26 protein-coding genes, 1 other RNA gene and 1 pseudogene are annotated in these 26,001 nt (G+C 60.7%); 17 read left to right on the top strand and 11 right to left on the bottom strand.

The window, feature by feature from the left end:
• Positions 1–29: 29 nt before the first annotated feature.
• The 6 genes from cpaB to AC0L37_RS15715 all read left to right on the top strand — a co-directional run bounded on the left by cpaB (position 30) and on the right by AC0L37_RS15715 (position 7,277).
• Positions 30–905: a Flp pilus assembly protein CpaB gene (gene cpaB, locus AC0L37_RS15740; protein ID WP_282222694.1), complete on the top strand. Its 876-nt coding sequence runs from the start codon at positions 30–32 to the stop codon at positions 903–905.
• A 13-nt stretch (positions 906–918) separates the two neighbouring features.
• Positions 919–2,337, top strand: coding sequence for a type II and III secretion system protein family protein (locus AC0L37_RS15735; protein WP_269370661.1), 1,419 nt, complete (start codon positions 919–921; stop codon positions 2,335–2,337).
• Between the two features lie 138 nt (positions 2,338–2,475).
• Positions 2,476–3,747, top strand: a complete 1,272-nt coding sequence (locus tag AC0L37_RS15730) for a CpaE/TadZ family protein (protein ID WP_212659547.1) — start codon at positions 2,476–2,478, stop codon at positions 3,745–3,747.
• A 34-nt stretch (positions 3,748–3,781) separates the two neighbouring features.
• Positions 3,782–5,275 carry a CpaF family protein gene (locus AC0L37_RS15725; RefSeq protein WP_249327906.1) on the top strand — a complete coding sequence of 498 codons (1,494 nt, stop codon included), beginning with the start codon at positions 3,782–3,784 and terminating at the stop codon, positions 5,273–5,275.
• A gap of 1 nt (position 5,276) precedes the next feature.
• Positions 5,277–6,254: a type II secretion system F family protein gene (locus AC0L37_RS15720; RefSeq protein WP_212659548.1), complete on the top strand. Its 978-nt coding sequence runs from the start codon at positions 5,277–5,279 to the stop codon at positions 6,252–6,254.
• Positions 6,255–6,272: 18 nt separating this feature from the next.
• Positions 6,273–7,277: a type II secretion system F family protein gene (locus AC0L37_RS15715; RefSeq protein ID WP_212659549.1), complete on the top strand. Its 1,005-nt coding sequence runs from the start codon at positions 6,273–6,275 to the stop codon at positions 7,275–7,277.
• Between the two features lie 243 nt (positions 7,278–7,520).
• Here AC0L37_RS15715 and AC0L37_RS15710 read toward each other — a convergent pair whose 3' ends face one another.
• Positions 7,521–8,291, bottom strand: coding sequence for a tetratricopeptide repeat protein (locus AC0L37_RS15710; RefSeq protein WP_282222695.1), 771 nt, complete (start codon positions 8,289–8,291; stop codon positions 7,521–7,523).
• A gap of 197 nt (positions 8,292–8,488) precedes the next feature.
• Between AC0L37_RS15710 and AC0L37_RS15705 the strand changes: the two genes are divergently transcribed.
• On the top strand, positions 8,489–9,832 hold the full coding sequence (locus AC0L37_RS15705) for a leucyl aminopeptidase family protein (RefSeq protein ID WP_282222696.1): 1,344 nt from the start codon (positions 8,489–8,491) through the stop codon (positions 9,830–9,832).
• 55 nt (positions 9,833–9,887) lie between these two features.
• Positions 9,888–10,820, top strand: a complete 933-nt coding sequence (locus AC0L37_RS15700; protein WP_282222697.1) for a bifunctional helix-turn-helix transcriptional regulator/GNAT family N-acetyltransferase — start codon at positions 9,888–9,890, stop codon at positions 10,818–10,820.
• Between the two features lie 6 nt (positions 10,821–10,826).
• Here the strand turns inward: AC0L37_RS15700 and AC0L37_RS15695 are convergent, their stop codons facing one another.
• The gene (locus AC0L37_RS15695; protein ID WP_282222698.1) at positions 10,827–11,765 is read right to left on the bottom strand and encodes a 2-hydroxyacid dehydrogenase; all 939 of its coding nucleotides are present in this window, start codon (positions 11,763–11,765) and stop codon (positions 10,827–10,829) included.
• A gap of 76 nt (positions 11,766–11,841) precedes the next feature.
• Positions 11,842–12,567: a c-type cytochrome gene (locus AC0L37_RS15690; protein ID WP_473313303.1), complete on the bottom strand. Its 726-nt coding sequence runs from the start codon at positions 12,565–12,567 to the stop codon at positions 11,842–11,844.
• 288 nt (positions 12,568–12,855) lie between these two features.
• On the opposite strand from AC0L37_RS15690, the gene AC0L37_RS15685 reads away from it, so the two are divergent.
• The gene (locus tag AC0L37_RS15685) at positions 12,856–13,683 is read left to right on the top strand and encodes a prephenate dehydratase (protein ID WP_212659555.1); all 828 of its coding nucleotides are present in this window, start codon (positions 12,856–12,858) and stop codon (positions 13,681–13,683) included.
• Between the two features lies 1 nt (position 13,684).
• Here AC0L37_RS15685 and AC0L37_RS15680 read toward each other — a convergent pair whose 3' ends face one another.
• Positions 13,685–13,921, bottom strand: a complete 237-nt coding sequence (locus AC0L37_RS15680) for a hypothetical protein (protein ID WP_212659556.1) — start codon at positions 13,919–13,921, stop codon at positions 13,685–13,687.
• Positions 13,922–14,034: 113 nt separating this feature from the next.
• Between AC0L37_RS15680 and dapD the strand changes: the two genes are divergently transcribed.
• The 5 genes and pseudogenes from dapD to AC0L37_RS15655 all read left to right on the top strand — a co-directional run bounded on the left by dapD (position 14,035) and on the right by AC0L37_RS15655 (position 17,734).
• On the top strand, positions 14,035–14,877 hold the full coding sequence (gene dapD / locus AC0L37_RS15675; RefSeq protein ID WP_282222700.1) for a 2,3,4,5-tetrahydropyridine-2,6-dicarboxylate N-succinyltransferase: 843 nt from the start codon (positions 14,035–14,037) through the stop codon (positions 14,875–14,877).
• Positions 14,878–14,967: 90 nt separating this feature from the next.
• Positions 14,968–15,432, top strand: a complete 465-nt coding sequence (locus AC0L37_RS15670; protein ID WP_212659558.1) for a DUF805 domain-containing protein — start codon at positions 14,968–14,970, stop codon at positions 15,430–15,432.
• A gap of 23 nt (positions 15,433–15,455) precedes the next feature.
• Positions 15,456–16,615, top strand: a pseudogene (dapE, locus tag AC0L37_RS15665) (succinyl-diaminopimelate desuccinylase).
• Complete coding sequence (locus AC0L37_RS15660) at positions 16,612–17,145, top strand: hypothetical protein (protein ID WP_282222701.1); 534 nt, start codon at positions 16,612–16,614, stop codon at positions 17,143–17,145. Before dapE ends, AC0L37_RS15660 begins: the two are co-directional and overlap by 4 nt.
• A gap of 16 nt (positions 17,146–17,161) precedes the next feature.
• Positions 17,162–17,734: a hypothetical protein gene (locus AC0L37_RS15655; protein WP_282222702.1), complete on the top strand. Its 573-nt coding sequence runs from the start codon at positions 17,162–17,164 to the stop codon at positions 17,732–17,734.
• On the opposite strand, the gene truA is transcribed toward AC0L37_RS15655, so the two are convergent.
• From truA to def, 3 genes are read right to left on the bottom strand one after another with little or no spacing between them, the layout of a single operon-like run.
• A complete protein-coding gene (truA, locus tag AC0L37_RS15650) occupies positions 17,731–18,468 on the bottom strand; it encodes a tRNA pseudouridine(38-40) synthase TruA (protein ID WP_282222703.1) in 738 nt (245 codons plus the stop codon). The genes AC0L37_RS15655 and truA overlap by 4 nt on opposite strands.
• A 2-nt stretch (positions 18,469–18,470) precedes the next feature.
• Complete coding sequence (gene fmt / locus AC0L37_RS15645) at positions 18,471–19,391, bottom strand: methionyl-tRNA formyltransferase (RefSeq protein ID WP_282222704.1); 921 nt, start codon at positions 19,389–19,391, stop codon at positions 18,471–18,473.
• A gap of 48 nt (positions 19,392–19,439) precedes the next feature.
• Entirely contained in the window at positions 19,440–19,955 is a 516-nt protein-coding gene (gene def / locus AC0L37_RS15640; RefSeq protein ID WP_212659564.1) for a peptide deformylase, read from the bottom strand.
• A 139-nt stretch (positions 19,956–20,094) separates the two neighbouring features.
• Between def and AC0L37_RS15635 the strand changes: the two genes are divergently transcribed.
• Together AC0L37_RS15635 and AC0L37_RS15630 are read left to right on the top strand one after the other, a co-directional pair.
• A complete protein-coding gene (locus tag AC0L37_RS15635; protein WP_282222705.1) occupies positions 20,095–21,522 on the top strand; it encodes a DNA recombination protein RmuC in 1,428 nt (475 codons plus the stop codon).
• Positions 21,523–21,598: 76 nt separating this feature from the next.
• Positions 21,599–22,075, top strand: a complete 477-nt coding sequence (locus tag AC0L37_RS15630; RefSeq protein WP_282222706.1) for a hypothetical protein — start codon at positions 21,599–21,601, stop codon at positions 22,073–22,075.
• Between the two features lie 13 nt (positions 22,076–22,088).
• On the opposite strand, the gene recR is transcribed toward AC0L37_RS15630, so the two are convergent.
• The 4 genes from recR to ffs all read right to left on the bottom strand — a co-directional run bounded on the left by recR (position 22,089) and on the right by ffs (position 24,926).
• Positions 22,089–22,691, bottom strand: a complete 603-nt coding sequence (gene recR / locus AC0L37_RS15625) for a recombination mediator RecR (protein WP_473315436.1) — start codon at positions 22,689–22,691, stop codon at positions 22,089–22,091.
• 6 nt (positions 22,692–22,697) lie between these two features.
• Positions 22,698–23,021 carry a YbaB/EbfC family nucleoid-associated protein gene (locus AC0L37_RS15620; protein WP_269370687.1) on the bottom strand — a complete coding sequence of 108 codons (324 nt, stop codon included), beginning with the start codon at positions 23,019–23,021 and terminating at the stop codon, positions 22,698–22,700.
• Positions 23,018–24,769, bottom strand: a complete 1,752-nt coding sequence (locus tag AC0L37_RS15615; protein ID WP_212659569.1) for a DNA polymerase III subunit gamma/tau — start codon at positions 24,767–24,769, stop codon at positions 23,018–23,020. Before AC0L37_RS15615 ends, AC0L37_RS15620 begins: the two co-directional genes overlap by 4 nt.
• Before the next feature lie 61 nt (positions 24,770–24,830).
• An RNA gene (ffs, locus tag AC0L37_RS15610) (signal recognition particle sRNA small type) lies at positions 24,831–24,926 on the bottom strand.
• Positions 24,927–25,053: 127 nt separating this feature from the next.
• On the opposite strand from ffs, the gene AC0L37_RS15605 reads away from it, so the two are divergent.
• A complete protein-coding gene (locus tag AC0L37_RS15605) occupies positions 25,054–25,914 on the top strand; it encodes an LOG family protein (RefSeq protein WP_212659570.1) in 861 nt (286 codons plus the stop codon).
• The last annotated feature ends 87 nt before the right edge of the window (positions 25,915–26,001 follow it).

Here is a 26,001-nt window from a genome sequence, read left to right as displayed (position 1 = left end):
TGTTGCCCTGAGTACAACCGGAGTGAGTCATGAAGCCGGCGCGTATTATCTTGTTGCTAGTAGCCCTTGTGGCCGGCGGCCTCGCTGCCTTTTTGGTCACGCGTGGCGGTGGTCAGGCGCCCGAGCCGCAGCAGGTCACCCAGGTTATCGAAGAGGCCAAGACTCAGGTTCTGGTCGCCAAATTGCCGATCGGCGTTGGTGAAAGACTCAATCAGGAAACCGTGGAATGGCAGGATTGGCCAGAAGGCGCCCTGCGCGCTGACTATGTGACCATCTCGGCCATGCCCGATGCCCCGGCAGACCTGACCGGCGCCGTGGCCCGTTACGAATTCTTCCCCGGCGAGCCTATCCGCGAGGCCAAGCTGGTCAGCGCCGATCAGGGTTACCTGTCGGCGGTTCTCTCGCCAGGCATGCGCGGTGTCTCTGTGGGTGTCAGCGCCGTATCGAGCGCCGGCGGCTTCATCGTACCAAACGATCATGTCGATGTGGTTCTCACGACAGCCACCGAAGTGGGCGAGCGCTCCGAGGTGATCCTGGCCAATGTGCGCATCCTTGCCATAGGCAAGCGCCTCGGCGAAGTGGGTGCCAGCGGCGGCCAGTCTGAGGAAAACGTTGCGGCTGGCGGCACGCCACAACCCATCACTTTCGATGATGGTGCGATCGCCACAATCGAACTCAATCCAAGTCAGGCCGAAACCCTGATCAATGCAGCAACCCGGGGCCAACTCTCCCTCACGCTGCGCTCAATCGCAGATTTTGGGGAAGATGCCCTGGCGCAGCTCCCCAGCAATAACCAGACCGTGCGCGTTTTCCGCTTTGGCAAAGAGCAGAGCGTGATGGCAGGCAGCGCCGGACAGGTGCAGCTCGCCGAGACGGGCAATCAGTCCGAGAACGGGTCCGAGTAGGGTGGAGAAGAATATGAAGACGTTTTTGAACCATCTCCCCCGTTCCGCGACCAGCCGGCTCATTGCACCAGCCTTGGCAGCACTGCTGGCAGGGGCTGCAATTGTGACGGCACCTGTAACGGCTGGTGAGACCCAATTGACGATCTCATCTGCTGCCTACGGCGCGACCCGGTCGGTGGAAATTGAGGTCAACAAGTCCATGCTGGTGGACCTGCCCGCCGGCGTAGCCGAAGTGGTGGTCAGCCAACCCAACGTGGCGGCCGCGATCATGCGCACCCGCACCCGAGCCATTCTGCAGGGCGTACAGGCCGGCAGCACCAATGTGTTCTTTATCGATGATGCCGGCCGCACCATCTCGGTGCTCGATCTCGATGTGCGCGAACCTGCTTCCGAGGTGGGACGCGCGTTGGAATCCACGCTGGCCCGCGTGATCCCTGGTTCCAATATCAAGGTTGAGACGCTCTCCAACAACGCCATTAATGGCGTCACCCACTTTGTGCTCACCGGTACGGTGTTGACGGCGCAGGACAAGGCCGTGGCGGAATCGCTGGCCGCTGATCTGTCCGACAAAGATGGCGGCACGGGCAGCCTGATCAATGTCATCGGCCCGCAGCAGGTCATGCTGCAGGTGACAGTGTCCGAAGTGAAGCGCGATGTCGCCAAGCAGTTCGGCATCAATCTCTCGGGCACGCTGAGTGTGGGCAACGCCAATCTCAGCTTCAACAACACCTCCACGCCATCGACCTTCACCGGCAACGGCGCTTCGGGCAATTTCGGTATCGGTGATCTGCAGATCGACGCTGCGATCCGTGCGCTGGAGTCGCGCGGCGGTCTGCGCATTCTCGCACAGCCCACGCTCACGGCGATTTCTGGCCAGCCAGCTGAGTTCCTCGCCGGTGGAGAGCTGCCCTATTATACTTATGATCCCGCCAGCAATACGCGCTCTGTGCTGTTCAAGCCCTATGGCGTCGAGCTCAAATTTACGCCGGTCGTGAAATCCAACAATGTCATCGCGCTCAAGATCGATACCTCGGTATCTGATCCTCAGACTGATGGTTCGCTGACGCGGCGCCAGGCCAATACTTCGGTTGAGCTGCCTGCGGGGACGACGCTGGCCATTGGTGGTCTGCTGCAGGAATCTTCCCGCCAGCAGATCGATCAGCTACCCGGACTGGGCAATATTCCCATTCTGGGTGCACTGTTCCGCTCACGCGATTTCCAGACTGAACAGACTGAACTGGTCATTTTGGTCACGCCCTATCTGGTCAATCCAAGTCCGGCTAACTCCATCCCGGTTCCGACCGACAACTCGGTTGTGGCCAGTGATGCCGAGGGCATTTTCCTGGGACGCATTGAGAACATTTATGGCGTCGCCGGCAGCGGTGAAATGCGCGGCAGCTTCTCGGGTTCAGTGGGCTTTGTGCTCGATTAGAGCTGAGGTGGGAAGAGTGAGTATCGATTTCAGCACGACGCCCTGCGGCACACAATTTGGACGAGCCGTTGATCCGACACAGTCAGGTCAGCGGCAACGGGGACAGCGTACCAGCCCCGGTCAAGGAGAGTAGATTCGATGAGTTTTCTGACCCCAGATTCCAAGAAGGCAGATGAGCCGGCAGCAGAGATTGCGACCGGTGCTCGGCTCATTCCGCGCATTACCATCCAGGCATTCTGCGAACACTCCCAGACTGCCCAGCTGGTCGAAAGCGCCATTCATGACCGCCGCATGTCCAAGGTCGCACTGACCACGCACAATGGTGGCATTGACGGGGCCGTCGAAACCTACAAATCCAACCCCACGCCCAATCTGATTGTGGTCGAGAGCACGCTCGCGCCCGACATGATGCTCGGCGCCCTCGAAAAGCTGGCTGAGGTCTGCGATGCCTCAACCCGTGTGGTCGTGTTGGGTCACGTCAATGACGTGCTGCTCTATCGCGATCTCGTCCGGTCGGGCATTTCCGAATATATTGTGCTGCCGGCAACGGCCAGCCAGATCGTGTCGGCCATCACCGAGCTGTTTGCCTCCGAGAATGCTGCCCCTATCGGACGCACCGTGGGCTTTGTGTCGGCCAAGGGTGGCGCGGGTGGTTCAACTGTCGCGCATAATGTGACCTGGGCCATCGCAACCGCGCTACGTCAGGACAGCCTGATCCTCGATATGGATCTGGCGTTTGGCACTGCCGGGCTCAATTTCAATCAGGACCCGCCACACGGGCTGGCCGATGCCGTAACGGCCAACCAGAAGGTCGATCAGACCATGCTGGACCGCCTGATGAGCAAGGCCGCCAGCCATATCAACCTGCTGACCGCACCCGTCACGCTCGACCACACCTTCGATTTCGAAGAGCGCGAGTTCGAGCAGATCATCGAAATGTGTCAGAACACCATGCCGGTCGTGGTGCTCGATATTCCGCACGCCTGGAACGCCTGGGTGCGTCATACGCTGGCGACCATTGATGAAGTTGTCATCGTGGCCGAGCCCGACCTGGCCAATCTGCGCAATGCCAAGAATCTGGCAGACACAATCAAGGCGCTGCGGCCGACCGAGAATCCGCCTTCGCTGGTCCTCAACAAGGTCGGTCTGCCACGTCGCCCCGAGATCAGCCCTGGCGAATTTGCCAGCTCGATCGAATGCGAACTGATCGGTCAGCTGCAGTTTGACGCGGCCCTGTTCGGCACGGCGGCCAATAATGGTCAGATGATCGCCGAGGTCGCTGCCAACAACAAGATCAACGAGATTTATCGCGCCATCGGCATGCAGGTAACAGGTCGGCAGGCGGCGCATGTCGGAGGCAAGTCAGGAAGCCTGATGAAGCTGCCTTCGTTCCTCAAGAAGCGGGCCTGACCGACCATCGGCAGCCTGAAACGGTAGGATGACTATGTTTGGCAAGCGCACCAGTTTTGGCGGCAACACCCCCGGCGTCGGCGAAGCCGCGCGTCCGGTGCAGAGCCCGCCGCCACGGGCCGAAGTTCCCGCGGCACCGGCGCGCCGGTCAGCTGATAGCGACTCCATGGCCTCGCGCCTGCGCGGGGAAGAAGTCGTTGACGTGCGCGCACCTGCCGAGGCCCAGCGCGACAAGGAGTATTTCCACACCAAGTCGGCGATTTTCAATGCGCTGATCGACAGTATCGATCTCAGCCAGCTTGCGACCATGGATCAGGTCGCCGCGCGCGAAGAAATCCGCGATATCGTCGCCGAAATCATCGCGCTCAAATCCATCATCATGTCGATTTCCGAGCAGGAAGACCTGCTCGAAGACATCTGCAATGACGTGCTTGGCTATGGACCGCTCGAGCCTTTGCTGGCCCGCGACGACATCGCCGATATCATGGTCAATGGCAGCCAGCGCTGTTACATCGAAGTCGCGGGCAAGGTGCGCCTGACCAATGTGCGCTTCCGCGACGACGCGCATCTGATGAATGTATGTCAGCGTATCGTGAGCCAGGTCGGCCGTCGCGTGGACGAAAGTTCACCCATATGTGACGCCCGTCTCCCAGACGGCTCTCGCGTCAACGTCATTGCGCCACCGCTCGCTATCGATGGCGCAGCACTGACCATTCGTAAGTTCAAGAAAGACAAGCTGACCCTCCAGCAGCTGGTCAAATACAACTCCATCTCGCCCGAAGGCGCCGAAGTGCTGCGCATTCTGGGCAAGGTGCGCGCCAATGTGCTGATCTCAGGCGGTACCGGTTCAGGTAAGACTACTTTGCTCAACTGCCTGACCGCGTTCATCGAAAAAGACGAGCGCGTCATTACCTGCGAAGACTCCGCCGAACTCCAACTGCAGCAGCCCCATGTGGTTCGCCTCGAAACCCGCCCGCCCAATCTCGAGGGCGAGGGCGAGATAACCATGCGCGACCTGATCAAGAACTGCCTGCGTATGCGGCCTGAACGCATCATCGTGGGTGAGGTACGTGGCCCCGAGAGCTTCGATCTGCTTCAGGCCATGAACACTGGTCACGATGGCTCCATGGGCACGTTGCACGCCAACAGCCCGCGCGAAGCCCTCTCACGTTTGGAATCCATGATCACCATGGGCGGTTATTCGCTGCCCAGCCGCACCATTCGCGAAATGATCACATCGTCCATTGATGTTGTGGTGCAGGCAGCGCGTTTGCGCGACGGTTCGCGCCGCATCACCCACATCTCCGAAGTGCTCGGCATGGAAGGTGATGTGATCGTGACACAGGACATTTTCCTCTACGATATCATGGGTGAAGATGCCAATGGCATGCTGCTGGGGCGCCACCGCTCCACCGGCATCACCAAGCCGCAATTTGCCGAACGCGCGCGCTACTTCAACGAAGAGGCCAATCTGGTCGAGGCGCTCGAAAAGTCCAACACCGAACATCAAGAACTCATGGGATCGTAGAATGCTTGGTCCCCTCGTCATTGCCATCCTTGCCATGATCGTCGTGGGGGCGGTCGGCTTTGCGCTGGTGCCCTCGGCAATTGGCGGCGGCCGCGCCGAACAGCGGCTAAAGTCGTTTCAGGGTGATATTCGTGTCAATCGGCTCGAAAATGACGCCGCGCGTACGCGCGACCAGCGTCGCAAGGAACTTCAGCAGACGCTCAAGAGCCAGACGGCTGCCCTCAACCAGAAAAAACGGGTCAGCCTCAAGCAATTGCTGTTTCAGGCTGGCATGACCATCAAGCCAGCGGCTTTTATCCGCAACAGCGTCATCTTCGGCGCCGTGGCGTTTGTCATCCTGATTATTGTGCAGGTGCCTGTCTATTTCGCGCCGGTGTTTGCCGTTGCCGCCGCCTACCTGCTGCCGCGCATGTATGTGAACCGCAAGCGCCGCATCTATCAGGACCGCTTCCTTGATGAACTGCCTAACGCCGTCGAAGCCATCGTGCGCGGCGTCAAGACCGGTCTGCCGCTCAACGATTCCATTCGCGTAGTGGCCAAGGACGCCAAAGAGCCCGTAAAATCTGAATTCGGGCGCGTGCTGGATCAGCAGGCCTTCGGCATGAGCATGACCGAGGCGGTCGGCGTGTTGCTGGATCGCGTGCCGCTGCCCGAGGTGAACTTCTTTGTCGTGGTCATCACCGTGCAGCAGCAGGCAGGCGGCAATCTGTCGGAAGCGCTGGGCAATCTGGCCAAGGTGCTGCGCAACCGCAAGAAGATGAAGCAGAAGATCAAGGCCATGTCCTCCGAAGCCAAGGCCTCGGCTGGTATCATTGGCTCACTGCCATTCGTGGTGGGCATTCTGGTCAGTCTGACATCGCCTACCTATCTGGCTCCCCTGTTTTTCACCACGCTGGGCAATATCTGGCTGGGCATTGGCGTCGTCATGCTCTCTGCCGGTATTTTTGTCATGAGCAAGATGGTCAAGTTCGACTATTGATCGCGCGGGGAAGCACCAATGATTATCTTTGAACTTCTCGCCAAGCGCGAATTTCTGATCGCCGTCCTTGCCGCCATCTCGATGGCGGCGGTGGTCTTCACCTTCGGCTCAAGCTTCATCGTCAAGTCCGAGATGAAGGACCGCATCAAGCGGGTCGCGCTGGAGCGCGAAAAGATGCGCGCCGAAGAAATGGCCCGTCTGCGCGGTAATGGCAGCGCAGTTGTTGAGGGGCGGGGCATCCGTCGCACCGGCGAAACCAAATCCTACATGAAGAACGTGGTCGAAAAACTCGACCTCAAAAAGGCATTTCAGGACGATGCCACCGTCGACAAGCTGGCTATGGCGGGCTTTCGTGGCCAAGGCCATCTGACCACCTTTCTGTTCATGCGCCTGTCTACGCCCATCGCCATTTTTGCCATCGCGGCATTCTACGTGCTGGTGCTGTCGCCGGGTGACCGGCCGCTATACCTCAATCTGGTTTATGCGATCGGCGCCGGCCTGCTTGGCTCGTTCCTGCCCGGCATTCTGCTCAAGAACACCACAACCAAGCGCCAGCTTTCGATCCGTTCGGCGTGGCCCGATTGCCTGGATCTGCTGCTGCTTTGTGTTGAATCGGGCATGTCGATGGAACATGCCTTCAAGCGTGTCGGTCGCGAAATTGGCCATCAGAGTGCCGAACTTGCCGAAGAACTGGCGCTCACCACGGCCGAACTGGCCTTCCTTGAGGATCGTGGTCGCGCCTATGAAAATCTGGGTCGCCGCAGTGGGCTCGACGGCGTCAAATCCGTGATGACCGCCCTGATCCAGGCTGACCGCTACGGTACCTCCGTGGGGCAGGCGCTGCGCGTCATGGCAGAAGAAGGTCGTGAGCAGCGCATGATGGATGCCGAAAAGAAGGCTGCCGCCCTGCCGCCCAAGCTGACCGTGCCGCTGATCCTGTTTTTCCTGCCAGTATTGTTCATCGTCATCATCGCACCCGCCCTGATCAAGGTATTCGGTCCGGGCGGCGTCGCCGGCGGCTAATGTGCTCAGCTGCGCCGCACCGGCTGGCGCGAGACAACCTTGCGGCGTTCCGGCCCGACTCCAGTCGTCGATAGATTTTGCGATAGGCGCCACAAGCCACCAGATTGTGCTCTGGCAGGACGTGGCCAAGAAACCTGCCCAGCAATGGAGCTGCCTAAAGGCGATCAGCCGTGGCGAGGCCGGACGTTCCGAGTCTGCGATTGTCAGGAAACTTGTGTGAACTCGCCTATCCGCGCGACAGGCCTAGCTCTTGGCGATCATGTCCCAGCGGTTCTGCTGAGTCAGCAATGCGCGGACATAGGCCATGTTGTTGTTGACCTGGTCAGGCGGCAGTTCGGCCGCATAGAGCGCCCGGCATTCGTCAAAGCGACCCTGCAGCCCGACAACCAGCGCCAGGTTCTGCCTGATCTGGCTGCTGGCGCCGCGCATCTGCACGGCACGGCGCAGGTGATGCTCAGCTGTGGTGAGTTCATTGGTCATCGCATAGCTCAGACCCAGATTGGCTTCGATCGAGGCTTCGCTCGGTGCAATTGTCAACGCCTGAGTGTAAAGCTGGCGAGCCTCGCCATTACGGCCGAGCTGGTCCAGGGTTGCGCCCTTGACCAGCAACGCATTCCAATCAGGCACGTCGGGACGGATGACGTTGTCCAGAACGGTCAGCGATTGGTCGAACCGGCCATCGGCCGTCAGCGCCTTGGCATAGGCAACCGAGATATCGGCATCACCGGGATGTAGGTCGATGCCTACTTCAAGGACGGCAATGGCTTGCTTGGGCTGGCCAACGGCACGCAGTGCTGCGGCATAGTGGATAACCACATTCTTGTCGCGCGGATTGGCTTTGTAGCGGGCAGCCAGTTCGCCCAGGCTAGCCTGACTCTGGCTGGCGGAAAGGCCCGAATAGTCGGGGGAGGGCGCACTGCCCCGATTGGATGCGCAGCCGCTCAACGCCACAATAGCCACACCTGCCAGCAGCAGCGGACGCAGGGCTTTGAAACGGGTTTTGCGGAACGTCACGGGCGGCTCCCAAGGCACGGTCGGGCGCGCGAAAAATTCGCCAATGCCGCCATGCGAAAGTCTGTCTTGGGCTTTGGCCCATTGCGTTCAAGCAATAAAACATTAACCCTAACAGCCGGTTAAAGCTAAGGCTCGGCTGTTGCCGTGCCTCTGCCTGATCGCTACAAATCCACGTCAATCAGTTGCGGAGCACGCTCATGTCCAAGCCAATTCCTGTCGTTTGCGTGCAGGAGGGTGAACTGGCCTCTGCCGGTCTGTCGCCCGCGCAATTGGCGTGGGCACAGGCCAGCGATTTCTCCGGACAGCGCGGCCGCCTGTTGCCTGTGCCCGATGCGCAATTTGCACTGACGAGTTATCTGTTCGGGATGGGCGCTACCACCGACCGCCCCACGCTGGTCACCGGTCTGGCTGGCACGGCGCTGCCCGCAGCCCACTACTGCCTCGAGGGTGCCTTTGGCGACCCGACCATGGCGGCCATTGGCTTTCGCCTGGGCGCCTATCGCTTCGATCGTTATCGCTCGGCCAGGCCTGCGCCGACATTGAGCGCGCCTGACGGCGCTGATGCCGCCGAGATCGACCGACTGGTCGAAGCCGCCATCATTGCCCGCGACCTGATCAATACCCCGGCCAATGATCTGGGGCCCGATGCCTTTGAGGCTGCGATCCGCGACTTCGCCAAGGCGCGCGGCATGGATATAGCCGTGACTGCTGGGGATGATCTTCTCAAGGCCAATTTCCCGTTGATCCACGCCGTAGGGCGCGCTGCGGCCGAGCCGCCACGTCTGATTGACCTGAGTTGGGGTGATCCCGCAGCGCCCAAGGTGACCTTGGTCGGCAAGGGCGTCACCTTTGATACTGGCGGTCTCGACATCAAGGGTGCCGCCGGCATGCTACTGATGAAAAAGGATATGGGAGGCGCCGCCAATGTGTTGGGTCTGGCCCACGCCATTGTCTCAGCGGGCCTCAATTTGCGCCTGCGCGTGCTTATTCCAATCGTAGAAAACGCCATATCGGCCGCGTCTTTCCGACCTGGCGATGTACTGCCGTCGCGCAAGGGACTGACAGTGGAAATCGGCAATACCGATGCCGAAGGACGTTTGATCCTGGCTGATGCACTGGCCTTGGCGGACGAAGAAAGTCCCGAACTTCTGCTGGATATGGCAACACTCACCGGCGCGGCTCGCGTGGCACTGGGTCCCGAACTGCCGCCACTTTATACGGCCGATGACGAACTGGCGCGCTTGCTCATGGAGACCGGCCTGGCATCCGACGACCCGCTTTGGCACATGCCGCTCTGGTCGCCCTACGACACCATGATGAACAGCAGAATTGCTGACGTGAACAATGCTGGCGCTGGCGGGTTTGCTGGCTCGATCACCGCAGCCCTGTTCCTCCAGCGCTTCGTCACCAAGGCCGCCGCCTGGGTGCATCTGGATATCTATGGCTGGTCGCCCGAAGCGCGGGCTGGTCGCTCTCATGGCGGGACCGATCAGGCCATTCGAGCGGTCTATGGCGTGCTCAAGCAGCGGTTTCCAAGATAGTTGACTTTGACAACTAACTAGCTGACAACACCAAGTGTCAGCTAGGGAGGCCGTCATGTCGGTAAGAGCCGAGGACATTGCGCAGGTGCGCGCCTTCAACCGGTTCTACACGCAGGTGATCGGTCTGCTTGCCGAGTCAATGCACGAAAGCCCATTCACGCTCGCTGAAGCGCGGGTCATCTACGAACTCGGCCGACGCAACACGGCGACAGCATCTGCCATCGCCGAGCATCTGGGCATGGATCGCGGTCAGATGAGCCGACTGGTACTAAAACTGACCGATCGGGGTGTAGTGGCTTTGCTGCCGCCTGGTCACGACAAGCGTGCCGCGCCCTTGGCGCTGACGCCTGATGGCGACACGGTGTACCGCCGCTTCAACGAAATGAGTGACAGGGCCGCAGCCGATACCCTGCTTACGCCGCTCGATGAGTTCGAGCGACGTGATCTGGTCAGCTCAATGCGGCGGATTCAGGCCATGCTCGCCGAGCCCGATGACAGCCCGTTGACCCTGCGGCCGCACCGTATTGGCGATCTCGGCTGGCTTATCCATCGTCAGGGTCTTCTCTATCACCTTGAACAGGGCTGGAACGGGGAGTTCGAGACCCTGATCACCAGACTATATGGTGAGTTTGCTGATGCCCCCGAAACGCCGCCCAAAGCGCTCTGGATCGCGGAGCTGGGTAAGGAAGTGGCCGGCTCGGTCTACATCATCCCAGCCGCCGCCAGCGAGGGTGAAGGCACTGCCCAATTGCGTATGCTCTATGTCGAACCAGCCTTCCGGGGCCGCGGAGTCGGCAAGCAACTGGTTGCAGAGGCGATCAGTTTTTGTCGTTCCGCCGGTTACCGCCGCGTCATTCTATGGACGCAGGATTGCCTGAGTTCTGCGCGGCGCATCTATCAGAGCGCAGGCTTCGAACTGGTGCGCGAGGACCGGCACCATTCATTTGGTGTCGACCTCAACGGCCAGTATTGGGCGCTGCAGCTATAGCGTGTTCTAATAGCCGCGGCGGCGATCCACGACATTGACCAGCGCCTCGCCGGCTTCATGCCGCTTGATGATGTTAGTGAAGTAACGCACACCGGTGGCTTCATTGCTGATCGCCGCGATGTGCGGTGTGATGTAGCAGTTTTCGATATCCCAAAGAGGGCTGCTGGCGGGAAGTGGTTCGGTCTCGAACACATCAAGGCTTGCAGCGCCCAGTGTGCCATCACGCAACGCCGCAACGATATCGCTCTCGCGCTGATGCCCGCCGCGGGCAGCATTGACGATAACCGGGCCACCAGCCAGCCGGTCCCGGCGCAGCTTGGCAAAGGTCTGTGTGTTCAGAATGCCCGTGGTCTCGGGCGTCAACGGCAGCAGATTGACCAGAATGTCAGTGCCGGCCAGAAAGGCGTCGAACTGCTCGGCGCCAGCAAAGCCCTCGACACCTGTCATGTCCTTGGACGTCCGGCTCCAGCTGCGTAAGTCAAAGCCCAAAGGCTTCAGTCGACTGGCCGCGTCCTGACCCAGTACACCCATGCCCATGATGCCCACCGTGGTTTCCGAGGCGGCGGGTGGATAGAGTTGGCTCCAGCGCTTGGCCTTCTGGTCGGCCTGGAAGCGGGTATAGAGCCGATGGTGCATGGTGACATGGGCCACCACATAGTCGCTCATGCGCTGGCTGAGGTCCTCATCGACGAAGCGCACAATGGGCGCGTCGGGCAGGGCGGGATGCTTGAGCAGGGCATCAACGCCCGCGCCTAGAGAGAGGATGGCGCGCAGACCTGTCAGCCCGTCGAAGGCCTCCGGCTCGGGTTTCCACACAAAGATATAGCGCACATCTGCCGGATCGTAATCCTCGCCGCGGCGCACGACAGGATAGTCGCCCAGGGCAGCACGCAGCGCTTCGGCCCAGCTCGCTTCATCGACATCGGACAGGTGCAGCAACAGCATTTAGATTTCTCCAGACAAAAAAGAGCCGCGCCATTGTGGGGCGCGGCTCTGCAATTCACGTCAACTGGCGACGGCCTTACTGGGCAGTCGTGGTTGGTGTGCCTTCAACCGGCGTTTCGGTCGCAGTGGTTTCTGGCGTCTCAATCACCGCTGCCGGAGCAGGCGCTGGCGCCTCTGCGGCAGGTGCGGCTTCAGCTGGAGCCGGTGCGGGGGCGTCATGACCAGCTTCGCCGGTTGCGGCGTGATCGTCAGCGGCAGGTGCCGCTTCGGCTTCAACGGCAACTGGCTCAGGGAAGGCCACGGGCGTACCCGACAATGTCTGCAGATAGGCCAGGATATTGGCGCGCTCTTCTGGCGTGCGAATACCGGCAAAATTCATCTTGGTGCCCGGTGCATACTCGCTGGGCTTGGTCAGGAATGCGTTGAGGTTCTCGTAGCTCCACACATCGCCAGCGGCATTGTGGGCCAGCAGCGCGTCGGAATAGGCAAACCCATCGACGCTGCCTTCAAGCCGGCCGACCACATCATAAAGATGCGGACCCTGCTTGTTGGGCTCACCCTCGCCGAAATTGTGGCACGACTGGCACTTCTTGACCGAGTTGGCGCCCTTGGAGGCGTCAGCACTGGCCAGCAACACGCCAAGCGGCACTTCTGGTTCAGCTTCGGCCTGCGCGCCGCCATGCGTTGCCTCAGGCTCAGGCAAGGCATAGCCCGGCCCGTTGTCTTCGATCGGATGATAGATGGCCTCGGCGACAAAGCCGGCACCCATGACGAACAACAGCGTGCCCAGCACGGCGCCCATGATCTTGTTTAGCTCGAACAGAATCCATTTGGTCTCTCTGCCAGTCCATCCCCTGCGGACGATAGTCGTACCCGTCTCAAATTTCGATAGTCCCATAGGGAAATCGCCTCAACGGAGGGGCACGACGCGGGCGGAAGATAGTCGCAAGGCTGGCAAGGTGCAACCATGCAAACCCGCTCTGCGACAATTCCCCACCGCTGGCATGTCCGCGATGGCGGTCGAGCGCGAATTGACTCCGCTCCCCCTCGGGTCCAAAAGCCTTTGCGCCAACAGCAATTGGACCCGCAGATGACCAAGAAGATCGCTTTTCAGGGTGAGCCCGGCGCATTCAGCCACGCCGCCGCCAATAATCTTTTTCCCGGTGAGGATGCGGTTGGCTGCGTCACCTTCGAGGAGACGATCAACGCGGTACAGTCCGGCAAGGCCGATTTTGCAGTCGTCCCGGTTGAAAATTCGCTCTATGGCCGCATCACCGACATTCACCACTTACTACCCGAAAGCGGGCTGCACATTATTGGTGACCACTATTTGCGGGTCGAGATGACCTTGCTGGGTGTGCCTGGCGCCACGCTGGACGACATCAAGGCCGTGCAATCACTCTCTGTCGCGCTGGGCCAGTGCCGCAAATTCATCACCGAGCACGGTCTGCGCACCATCAATGCGGTCGATACCGCCGGCTCGGCCCGCGAAATCGCCCAGAAGGGCGATAAATCGGTAGCGGCCATTGCTTCGCGCTTTGCGGGTGAGACCTATGGGCTGGATGTGCTGGCTTCCAATATCGAGGACGCCGACCACAATACCACGCGCTTTCTGGTTCTCTCGCGCGACGAAAAGCATGCGCCCCAGGGGGGCAACGTCAAGACAACCTTCGTATTCCGGGTCCGCAACGTGCCCGCCGCGCTCTACAAGGCCATGGGCGGTTTTGCCACCAATGGCATCAATATGACCAAGCTCGAAAGCTATATGGTCGGCGGCGCGTTTACGGCGACCCAGTTCTATGCCGACATTGAAGGACACCCAGACGATCAGGGCGTCATTCATGCCTTCGAGGAACTGGGCTTCTTCACCGACTATTTTCGTATTCTGGGCGTCTATCCCGCCGCCAGCGGCGAATAGCTCAGCCGTCCATCAGGCCCGGTGGCAGCGAGCCGATGCGCAGGATGACGCGCGGCTCATCATAGGCGTCGGTCTCGATGTCGACTTCTTGCGAAAACACCAGAACGCCTGCGCGCATGGGCGCCAGCCGTTCCGCCGTGGCAATGGCCTTTTCTTCGCTCTTGGCTTGTTGCACCGGGTCTGCGATCAGTTTTTTGCCGTTCAGTTTAAAGGCTTGCACGAGATACATCGTCGCCATGGCGCTCTCCAGAGGTTGGTGTGGGCCTATCACCTCGTCGCGCCATTCCCTAGCCAATTGACACCCCTTACTGTCTCGCTATGGTCCGCGCGCCATATTCTGAGGAACCAGCCATGTCTTATACCGATCTCGCCAAGACCATTGATGACGCCTTTGAGGCGCGCGCCTCGATCGGTTTCGACACCAAGGGTCCCGTTCGCGAGGCCGTGGTCGAGGCCCTCAACCTGCTCGACAGCGGCAAGGCGCGGGTCGCCGAAAAGATTGATGGCAGCTGGCAGGTCAATCAATGGCTCAAAAAGGCCGTGCTGCTCTCCTTCCGCCTCAACGACAACAAGCTGATCGAAGGTGCCCCCGGTGGCTCGTCCTTCTGGGACAAGGTGCCCACAAAGTTCGAAGGCTGGGGCGAAAGCCAGTTCCGTGAAGCCGGTTTCCGCGCCGTGCCTGGGGCTATCGTACGCCACTCGGCCCATATTTCGCGCAACGTCATCTTGATGCCCAGCTTCGTCAATCTGGGTGCCTATGTCAGTGAAGGCACCATGGTTGACACCTGGGTGACCGTCGGCTCCTGCGCCCAGATCGGCAAGAACGTGCACATCTCGGGCGGCGTCGGCATTGGCGGCGTGCTTGAGCCGCTGCAGGCCGGCCCGGTCATCATTGAAGACAACTGCTTCATTGGCGCCCGTTCCGAGGTTGTCGAAGGTGTCGTCGTCGGCGAAGGCGCGGTCATCTCCATGGGAGTGTTTATTGGCGCGTCCACCAAGATCATCGACCGCGCCACGGGCGAAATCCATATTGGCAAGGTGCCGCCCTATTCGGTGGTGGTTTCCGGTTCGCTCCCCGGCAAGCCGCTGCCCAATGGCGAGCCTGGCCCAAGCCTCTACTGCGCGGTGATCGTCAAGACGGTCGACGCCCAGACTCGCTCCAAGACCGGCATCAACGACCTGCTGCGCGACTAGACCCGTTCTGGTGCAAACTACACGAGTCGCCTAACATGCGGCATGTCGGAGATTTCGGCATGCCGCGTGCTGATTTTTTGAGGGAAAATCATGGACACTCTCGTGCCACTTCTGACCACGACCGAAGGGCGTATCTCCCGCAAGACCTGGTGGTTTGGGGTGATGATCCTGCTGATCGCCAGCATTCTGCTCAATATCGTCCTGCGGACATTGGGGCTGAATGATGCTTGGGGACAGTTGGTCGCCTACGTGATCATGTTCGTGCCAAACTGGTCGCTGGGCATCAAGCGCCGCCACGACCGGGACAGCGGCGCCAAGGACTTCAAGATATTCATGGGGCTTTCGGGTGTGCTCGCGCTGGTACAGGCTCTGGGGATCGGCATGAGTAGTAGCGATGTCGCTGGTACGACGATGTCGACGCCGAGCTTTCCGCTGGCGATCGTCTTCTTCGCGGCCGCAATCTACGGCCTCTATATCATCATTCAGCTGGGCTTTCTGCGCGGAACGACTGGCAGCAACACATACGGCCCTGATCCGCTCGACGGCGCGGCCTGAACCAACAAGAACGGGATTACCTGGTGACCAAAAGCGTAGCGGATGATCCTGCTCGACTTCTCAAGGATCTGATTGCGTGTCCCTCGGTCACCCCCACCGAAGCCGGGGCGCTCGATCTGCTCGAGATCACGCTCAAATCCATTGGCTTTGAAGTCACTCGGCTGGTCTTTGAGGGCGATGGCTCCTATCCGGTAGACAATCTGTTTGCCACCCGCGGCACGGGGGGCGCCGTCTGCTGTTCGCCGGACACACCGACGTCGTGCCCCCCGGCGATCTGGCCAACTGGACCGCCGACCCCTTCACCCCGCGCGAAGCTGACGGCAAGCTCTATGGTCGCGGTGCAGCAGACATGAAGTCGGGTGTTGCTGCCTTTGTTGCCGCTGCTGCAGCCATGCCTGCCGATGCCGGCACCATCATGCTCGCCATCACCAATGATGAGGAAGCCGACGCCATTAACGGCACCGACAAGCTGATGAAATGGGCCGAGCAGAACCAGCACCACTTCGACTTCGCTATTGTGGGCGAGCCCAGCTCTGCTGCAACCCTGGGTGACAGCATCAAGATTGGCCGCCGCGGCTCATTGTCCGGGGTCATCACCGTAGCGGGCACACAGGGCCATGTGGCCTATCCCGACAAGGCCAACAATCCCATGCCGGCGCTGGCGCGCGTGGTCACGGCCCTAGACACGACCATCGACACCGGCACCGAGCATTTTCCAGCGACCAATCTCGAAGTCACCTCGATTGATGTCGGCAATGCCATTTCCAATGTCATTCCGGCCGCCGGTACCATTCGCTTCAATATCCGCTATAATGACCTGTGGACGCCAGACAGGCTGACGGATTGGGTGCGCTCCCGCATCGCCAGCATAGATCCAGCTGGCGCCAGTATCAGCTTTGAACTGGCTGGCACGCCCTCGCGCTCCTTCCTGTCACCCCTCAGTGACGATGTGCAAACCCTCTCGGCAGCCATTGCGGCCATCACGGGCCAGCCACCGGCGCTCTCGACGGGTGGTGGCACCTCTGACGCCCGTTTCATCGCCCAATATGGGCCAGTGGTGGAATGCGGTCTTGTCGGTCCCTCCATGCACAAGGCAGACGAACACATCGCCCTGAGCGACCTCACGGGGCTGACGGATATATATCGCCGTTTCATGCTTGGCTTTTTTGGAGTGGCGTCATGAAAATCTGGTCGGTCCTGAGCGACGCGACAAGAGGTTGGCAGATGATCATCCGCGGCCAGCCCGGCTGGCGCGATCGCTTCACTCTGAGTGGTGCCGGCCTGGCAACGGCGCTGTGCGTCTTTGCCTTTTTCGCTTTTCTGGCTGTGGCAATCGCCTCGATGAGCATCGGCATGCCTGCAACGTTCGGCGTACTCGCCGCCATGGTCATTCTGGCCTTGCCGGTCATTTCGCTGCTGGTGACGCTGGTCACCACGCGCAATATCCTCAAGAGTGAAGCGCCCATGCTGCCAGTGCTGGTGCCCGGCATCTACGCCATGACCGGTTTCCTGCTGATCGAGGGCCTGCTGGCCATGATCGGCGGTCCCGTCGTCATGATGGCATGGTTCGCGCTGGGATTTCTGCTATATCGTCTTGCCCGTCAGGCATGCGATTGGAGCCTCGGTACTGCGGCCGGCTTTGCTGTTTTGACGGTCCTGCTTCTTGTGGCGATGCGTTATGCGCTCTACATGCTGTCCAACGCCCCCCTCTGACCGATCGAGACGCGCCTTGGCCCAATCGACCCCGACCTTCTTCGACGAACTGGTTGCCGCCGCCCAGGGCAGCTTTGCCCTGCTTACCGGAGATCGCAAGGCGCCGACCTATTTTGACTTCGGCCAGCGTGGTCTGGTCAGTAGCTTTATCGCCTTTCTGATTGCCGGTGCACTGTCGGCCTATGGCCCGCGACTGCTCGGCTTCTCCATGGAGTCGGGTGCAGCGTCGACAGGGCTGTTCATGAGCGCCATGCTCTATGTGCTGCAGGCTGGTGCTGGCTGGCTGGTGCTGCGCCAGTTCGGTCGCCTCGACGGTTTTGTGCCCTATATCGTGACCTTTAACTGGATCAACCTGTTCGCCTCGGTGATCACCCTGATCCTGCTCATGGTCGGGGCCGGTCAGTTCGCCACCATTCTGGTGGGCGTGGCCGCACTGGTCGTGGAGGTCAATATTGCCCGCCTGATCGTCACCCTGGCGCCACTGCAGATCGTGATCTTCATCGTGGCCAAGCTGATCATCCAGGCCGTGGCCATGGGACTGATCATCGCCATGGTCGCCCCCGACATCTTCATGCCGGCGGTCAGCTAGTAGTCGACTTGCGTCAGGTATAGTCCGGCTGATGGCGCCATCGCGCGGCACGCGCTGCGGTCTCTGGCGTCAAGCGCCGCCCGGAAATCGGCTGGCGTCCATTTGCCCTCGCCCACCAGCTTGAGACAACCCACCATCGACCGCACCTGATGGTGCAGGAAGCTGCGCGCGCTGGCATTGATGACGATATGATCGCCCTCGCGCCGCGCATGCAGCACGTCCAGCGTCTTCATCGGCGACTTGGACTGACATTCCGATGACCGGAAGGTGGTAAAATCATGATGCCCTAGAATCAGCTGGGCGGCCTGATCCATGATCTCGGCATTCAGTGGCTTGTGCACATGCCACACATGATTGCGCTCCAGGATCGCTGGCGTACGGCGATTGAGGATGCGGTATTCATAGTGGCGCGCAGTTGCAGAGAACCGCGCCTCGAACGTCTCGTCTACTCGCTCGGCCGCGATGATCCCAACCGGGTTGGGTCGCATGAGATGGTTCAGCCCTTCGCGGACCTGGAACGGGTCCCATTCTCGGGTCAAATCGATATGAGCCACTTGGCCCAGCGCATGCACACCCGCATCGGTGCGACCTGCGGCCTGCAGCGTGAGCGTCTCGCCGGTCATCTTGAAAATGGCATCTTCCAGCGTCTGCTGCACACTCGGCTGCGTCTTCTGCCGCTGCCAGCCGGAATACGGCGTGCCGTCATATTCGATGGTGAGCTTGAAGCGGGGCATGCCTAGCGGACAGCAGCCGGCAGCGTACCCGCACCACGCAGGAAGGTGGCGGCATCCATTGCGCCCTTACCCTCGCGCTGCACCTGAGTCAGCCGCACCGCACCGTCACCACAGGCGATTGTCAGGTCGCCCAACAGGGTTCCGGGGGCACCGGTGCCCTCACCCAGGCTGGATCGCAGTGCCTTGACCCGCACCGACTTGCCACCCAGGTCGATTTCGAACCAGGCGCCAGGAAAGGGTGACAGCCCCCGAATGTGATTATGGACGTCCGCGGCGGGTCGCGACCAGTCGATGCGGCTCTCAGCCTTTTCGATCTTTTTGGCGTAGGTGGTGCCTTCTTCAGGCTGTGGCGTGAACTCCAGGCTATCGCGCTCCAGCGCGGCAAAGGCCCGCCCCATCAGATCGGCACCAACCCGCATCATGGTGTCGTGCAGTTCGCCTGCCGTCATGTCGGGGGCGATGGCGATGACTTCGCCCAGACCGACCGGGCCCGTATCGAGCCCTTCTTCCATCTGCATCACCTGCACGCCGGTCTGGCTGTCGCCGGCCATGATCGCGCGCTGGATCGGTGCCGCGCCACGCCAGCGTGGCAGCAGCGAACCATGCAGGTTCAGGCACCCCAGGCGGGGCGCATCAAGCGCGGGCTTGGGCAGCAGCAGGCCATAGGCGACCACAACCGCAACATCGGCATCATGGCTGGCAAAGATGATCTGCTCGGCCTCGCCCTTGAGTGAGCGTGGTGTGAACACGGGAATGCCGAAACCTTCGGCCGCCATGTGGACGGGCGATTTGCGCTCTTCCTGTCCCCGGCCAGCCGGCTTGGGCGCGCGGGTATAGACCGCCACCACTTCGTGACCGCTGGAAACAAGTTCTGTCAGGGTCGGCACGGAAAAATCGGGCGTACCCATGAAGACGACACGCATTGTCCGACCTTCCTTGATGGCCTGGCCCACACTGGGGCCGGCGCAATTCTAGCCAGCGGCGCGCTTGGCAGCCTTGTCGAATTTCTTGATGACCCGGTCGCGCTTGAGGCGGCTGAGATAGTCGATATAGAGCACGCCATCGAGGTGATCGAGTTCGTGCTGAATGCACACGGCCAGCTTGCCCTCGGCTTCCTTGGTGACTTCCTTGCCCTCAAGATCGGTGTACTTCACCACCACATCATTGGGACGCTCGACTTCGTAATACAGTTCGGGGATCGACAGGCAGCCCTCTTCGGTCACCTGCATCTGCTCGCCGAAATGGGTGATTTCGGGATTGATCATCACCAGCGGCTCGGGTTTCTCATCTTCCCCAGCCAGATCCATTACCACGATACGCTTCATCACCCCGATCTGCGGCGCAGCCAGACCGATACCGGGCGCGTCATACATGGTTTCAAGCATGTCGGCGGCCAGGGTCTTGATCTCCTCATCGACCTCGATGATCGGATCGGTGACAGCACGCAGGCGCGCATCGGGAATGACGAGAATGGGGCGAATGGCCATGATGAAGGTCCGGCAATAAGGGAAGTGCCTCTCGATATGGTATTTTCGCGCGTGAGGTCAACTCTTGTGGCAGTCGCGATGGCGTCATCGGCGCATTGGAACATTATGGCAACGCCTCGAATCGGCTAGAACTCCACCCATGGACACACTGCTTTTTACACTCGGCGACTGGCCGGTCTCCTACCTCACCGCGGCAATTCTGGGCGGGGTGTTACTCGTTCTGGTGCTGGCCGCTATTGTGGTGGGCGCCATGCGCGCCAGCGCCGCGCGCGCCGAAGCGGCTGCCCAGCAGGCGTCCGAGCAGTTGCGCAGCAATTTCCTGGCTCAGATTACCGAGCGCGACAGCCGCATTCAGGAACTGGACCATCAGCTCGCCCAGGAGCGAGAGCGCGGCGAAGAACTGCTCGACATCGAACGTGAGAAGGGGTCGTCGCTGCTCTCGGAAGTCTCGGGCCTGCGCGCCCGCATGGCTGAGCAGGTCAAGCAGGCCGAAGAGAACCACAAGCGCTTCCTTGAGGCGCGCCAGCACATGACCGATGAGTTCAAGGCCATTGCCGGCGAAGTGCTCAAAAGCCATGGCGAGACATTTTCCAAGCAGAACCGTGAGCAGGTCGACGTGCTGCTCAAGCCGCTCAACGAGAAAATCGTCGAGTTTCAGGGCGAGTTGCTGCGCGACCGCGCCACCATGAGCGAACAGATCCGCGCTTTGGCAGCCAGCAATCTGCAGATCACCACCGAAGCGCAGAACCTGACCCGGGCGCTAAAGGGTAATTCCCAGACTCAGGGTGCCTGGGGCGAAATGATCCTCTCGACCATTCTGGAAGGCTCAGGCCTGCGCGAAGGCGAAGAGTTCATCACCCAGGCCAGCCACACGGGCGAGGACGGTGCACGAGTGCGCACTGACGTTGAAGTGCTGATGCCCAATAATGACCGTCTGGTCATCGACTCCAAGGTGTCGCTCACCGCCTTTGAGGCCTACGTCAATTGCGAGGATGACGCCAAGAACCAGTATCTGCAGGCCCACATTGTCTCGATCCGCAGTCACATCAAGACCCTGGGCGGCAAGGAATATCAACGCCACGCCCGTAGCAGCCTCGATTACGTGATGATGTTCGTGCCCATCGAATCGGCGCTGGCCACCGCTATTCAGGCCGATACCAAGCTGGTCGAATATGGCATGAGTCAGGGCGTGATGCTGACCACACCCACCACGCTGATGACCGTGCTGCGCACAGTGCGCAATGTCTGGGACATCGAAAAGCGCCACCGCAATGCCGAAGAGATCGCCAGCCGTGCCGGTGCGCTCTACGACAAGGTGGCTGGGTTCCTGAGCACCATGGACAAGCTCGATGGTCATCTGGGCAAGGCTCGGTCAAGCTTCGACGACGCCAAAAAGCAGCTGTCCTCAGGCAATGGCAATGTGGTGCGTCAGGTCGAAATGCTGCGTGAACTCGGTGCCAAGTCCAGCCGGGCCATTCCACCCGACTGGGATGGCGTTGATGGCGATCAGAGCGATCCTGAACCGACGTTGCGGCTGGTGGTCGACGATCCGGGCGACCTGGCCTGATCACGATTGCTCTGTCGGTCGAACCAGTTTCGCACCGTCGCGTTTCTCCCCGCAAAACCAATTGCAGGAGGCCGTCTTGGCACAACATATCGATCACCCCGGCACATTGCTGCCGCAGGACACCAATTTCGACAACGCCGATCAGCCCGGCATCGCGCAGCCCTATAGTCAGAGCGAGGTCGAAGACCTGCGCTATGGCGCAGACCGTCCGGCCAGCGAGCGTCTGGCGCGGCTGCGGGAACTGCGCGACGAAAGCGCCGCACGTGAGAGCGGCGACTGGGGCGAGGAAGACCCGGCGGCTCTGCTCGATGAGGTGGACCGCGCCATTGAGGAGCTGAGCGGGTCCATGGAGAATGTCGACGATAATGCCGACTTTACCGGTCTGGGTGCCCCGCTCGAAACCGGTCAGGGCGATCGCCTCGACACCCTGTCACCCGATGATTTTGACGCCCGACAAGCCATCGAGCAGGGCAGCACCGCTGACGATGGCGTTGCCGAAGAGGCAGAAGATACCGAGGAGGCGGCCGAGGATTTGGACGCCCAGACCCACTAGACACCTAAGACGACTAGATCGCGGTACGCGCTTTCAGCGCCTGGCTCAGCGTGCCTTCGTCGAGATAGTCCAGCTCACCGCCCACGGGTACGCCGTGGGCCAGGCGGCTGACCTTGATTTCGGTCTCGCCAAGTCGGTCCATAATGTAGTGGGCTGTGGTCTGTCCCTCGACGGTTGCGTTGACCGCCAGTACGATCTCGCGGAACTCATGTGCCCGCGCGATCAGCTCATTGATGCTGATATCATCAGGGCCTATCCCATCCAGCGGCGACAGGACGCCGCCCAGGACATGATATCTGACCGCGCCAACACCAGCGCGCTCCAGCGCCCACAGATCGGCCACGTCTTCCACCACAATCAACATGCCGCTATCGCCCCGGCGCGGATCCGAACAGATCGAGCATGGGTTGATGGTATCGACATTGCCGCACACTTCACAGGTGCGCACAGCCTCGACAGCCCGATCCAGCGCCGCCGATAGCGGGATCATCAACTGCTCTTTTTTCTTGATCAACTGCAGAACGGCCCGACGAGCCGAGCGCGGTCCAAGCCCCGGCAAGCGTGCCAGCAGCTGGATCAGTTGTTCAATCTCGGGTCCACCATTGGCCAATTGCAGAATGGCCTAGAACGGCAGGTTCATGCCGGGGGGGATGGGCAACCCGGCGGTGACTTCCTTCATGCGCTCCTGCATGGCCGCTTCGCTCTTGGTCTTGGCATCAGCATGAGCGGCGATGATCAGATCCTCGAGGACCTCGACATCATCTTCCTTGAACATGGAGGGGTCGATCTTGACGCCCTTCATGTCACCCTTACCGGTGAGCGAAACCACGACCATGCCGCCGCCGGAGCGGCCTTCAACGACCAGCTCGGCAAGCTCGGCCTGCATGGCCTCCATCTTGCCTTTCATCTCGCTGGCGGCCTTCATCATGCCCATAATGTCTTTCATTCGTCGTCATCCTCTTCAACTGGGGGTGGGGGAACATCATCAACGACAGCTGCGTCATCGCGCACCTTGACGTTGACCACCTTGGCCCCCGGAAATGTCTCTAAAATGGCTTTGACCAAAGGGTCCTCATGCGCCGCGGCATGGTGAGCCTGTGTGCGTTGCTCGGTCTCCTGACGAACCGTCAGCCCCTCTGGCGGTTTGGTTGAAACCATCACCAGCCAGCGCTCGCCGGTCCACTTCTGCAAGCGCGCCGATAGCGTGGCAATGATGCCCGGGTCGGTGCCGTCGACCAGCGCGACCTCAATCCGGCCCTGCTCGAACGACACAGGTCGCATGGAGCCTTCCAGGGCGAGCTTGACCAGAACGTCGCGCTTGGCGCCCGCCAGGGCGATCAACTCCTTGTAGCTGGCCACAGTGGCCAGCGCGGGCTGAACCTGCGCCTGCGGTACCGCAGGCTGGCTCGCGATGGCTTCAGTATCGATAGGGCGGGGCTGCTCAACGCGCATGGCCGAGGAGGCGCCCGAAGACCCGCCAGAGGGACCGCGCGGCATCGGCATCATTGATTGCTGGCCGGCGGCCGGCGCGGGCTGATTGGCCAGCTTGGCAATCAGATCGTCCGGGCTGGGCAGATCGGCGGCATAGGCCAGGCGGATCAACGCCATTTCGGCAGCCTGCAGGCCATTATTGGCCCGCGCCACTTCGTCATAGCCCTTGAACAGGATCTGCCAGGCCCGTGTCAGCGCCCGCATGGGCAATTTGCCCGCCAGATCGGCGCCGCGTGTGCGCTCATCAGGTGTCAGCGACACATCATCAGCTGCGGCGGGCACAACCTTGATGCGCGTCACCAGATGGGTGAAATCGGCCAGATCGGCAACCAGCGTCTGTGGATCGGCACCCATGTCATACAGGCTGCGCATCGTTTCGATGGCTTCGCCAATCCGGCCACCCATCAATTCTTCGAACAGATCGATGATCCGCGCCCGGTCGCCCAGCCCCAGCATGGCCTTGACCGTTGCGGCGGTGACCGTGCCATTGCCATGGGCAATCGCCTGATCGAGCAGGCTGAGATTGTCGCGCGCCGAGCCTTCGCCGGCCCGCACGATCATCGCCAGTGCTTCAGGCTCAAAGCTGATGCCTTCCTGGCTCAAGATCGACTCGAGATAGGCCGACATGATTTCGGGCGTGATGCGGCGCAGATCGAACCGCATGCAGCGGCTCAGGATGGTCACCGGCACCTTGCGGATTTCGGTCGTGGCGAAGATGAACTTCACATAGGGCGGTGGCTCTTCCAGCGTCTTGAGCAGGCCGTTAAAGGCGGCCGTGGAGAGCATGTGCACTTCGTCGATCACATAGACTTTGTAGGGCGCCGATGACGGCGCGTATTTGACCGAGTCGATGATCTCGCGAATATCGCCAATGCCGGTATTGGAGGCGGCGTCCATTTCGATCACATCGACGTGGCGGCCTTCGATGATCGCGCGGCAGTGCTCGCCCTCAACACTCAGGTCGAGCGTCGGGTGCGGTCCGCTGGCATCTTCATAGTTGAAGGCACGGGCCAGAATGCGCGCTGTCGTGGTTTTGCCCACGCCGCGCACTCCGGTCAGAATAAAGGCGTGGTGAATGCGGTTCTGCGCGAACGCATTGCCCAGCGTCTGTACCATGGCATCCTGGCCAACAAGCGTTGTGAAGTCTTGTGGCCGGTATTTGCGGGCGAGGACGAGATAGGGCGAGGTCGTAGCGTCAGCCATCGTGCCCCTCTAGGTCAAGGTTCGGGAATCTGCCTGTGGTCATGCGACCATCATAGAGGCAAGTAGGAGGCTGGCAACGACCCGTGAAGGTCTCGTTGGGGCTGCTTCCTTCCGGACCTGACCCGGTTGGCGAGGAACACGTCCGCGCCAACCTCCCGGTGCGCTATATGCGAATTAATTGCGTCGATGGCAAGGCCTCGGCGCAAACTGTGACACATGCGCCGCCTGCGTTGCGATCACTCCGCCCATCGGCTAGACGGGTTGGAGCACAGGAGATCGCATTCATGGCCAAGCGTCGTCAAACTTCACTGCGGACGTCCAAGGAAGATATCGCTTCCGCCAAGCTTGCTCCCAGAACGCCGCAGACCGAGTCATCGGCCTTCCGTCTGGCCTTTGCCGATGACGAATTCCTGACCTCCGAAGACACCCGCGGAATTCGTTTCCAGCTTGAATATCTCAAGCCCGAATTCGTACTGCGCGAACGTGGCATCAATTCGACCGTGGTGCTGTTTGGTGGTGCGCGCATTCCCGAGCCTGGCAAGGATGCCTGGGCTGCCAAGAATGATACCCAGCGCAAAAATCTGGAGGCGGCCTCGCGCTATTACGACGAGGCACGCCGCTTTGCGCAACTGGCCTCCACAACCGCCAAGGCCATGGACAACAAGGAATATGTCGTGGTCACCGGTGGTGGTCCAGGCGTCATGGAGGCGGGCAATCGCGGTGCCACCGATGTCGGCGCCCCCTCGATCGGCTTCAACATCGTGCTGCCCCATGAACAGGCGCCCAATGTCTATGTGTCGCCCGAGTTCAGCTTCAATTTCCACTATTTCGCCACCCGCAAGATCCACTTCCTGCTGCGGGCCAAGGCCGTGGCGGTTTTCCCCGGCGGGTTTGGCACGCTCGATGAATTTTTTGAGACCCTGACCCTGATCCAGACCGGTCGCATGGATCGCGTGCCGCTCCTGCTGTTCGGCAAGGATTTCTGGGGAAAGGTGCTCAACCTTCAAGCATTGGCGGACGCCGGCACCATTTCGCCAGGCGATCTGGACCTGTTCAACGTTGTGGATACCGCCGATGAGGGGTGGGACGTGGTGCGCCAATTCTACAATCTGCCCGAAATCGACGAAGTGCTGCGCGGCGACTGATGGCTCCGCCGGCCATAGCCGCAATCATGTCAGACAGCACTTGCGCGCGCGGTGTCTCAAACCGCATGGTCGCACGGGTGCGGTTCG

This window comes from Devosia sp. J2-20 (assembly GCF_055808475.1).
Note: the sequence above shows the minus strand (reverse complement) of the source record. Positions and strands in the feature narration are given on the sequence as shown.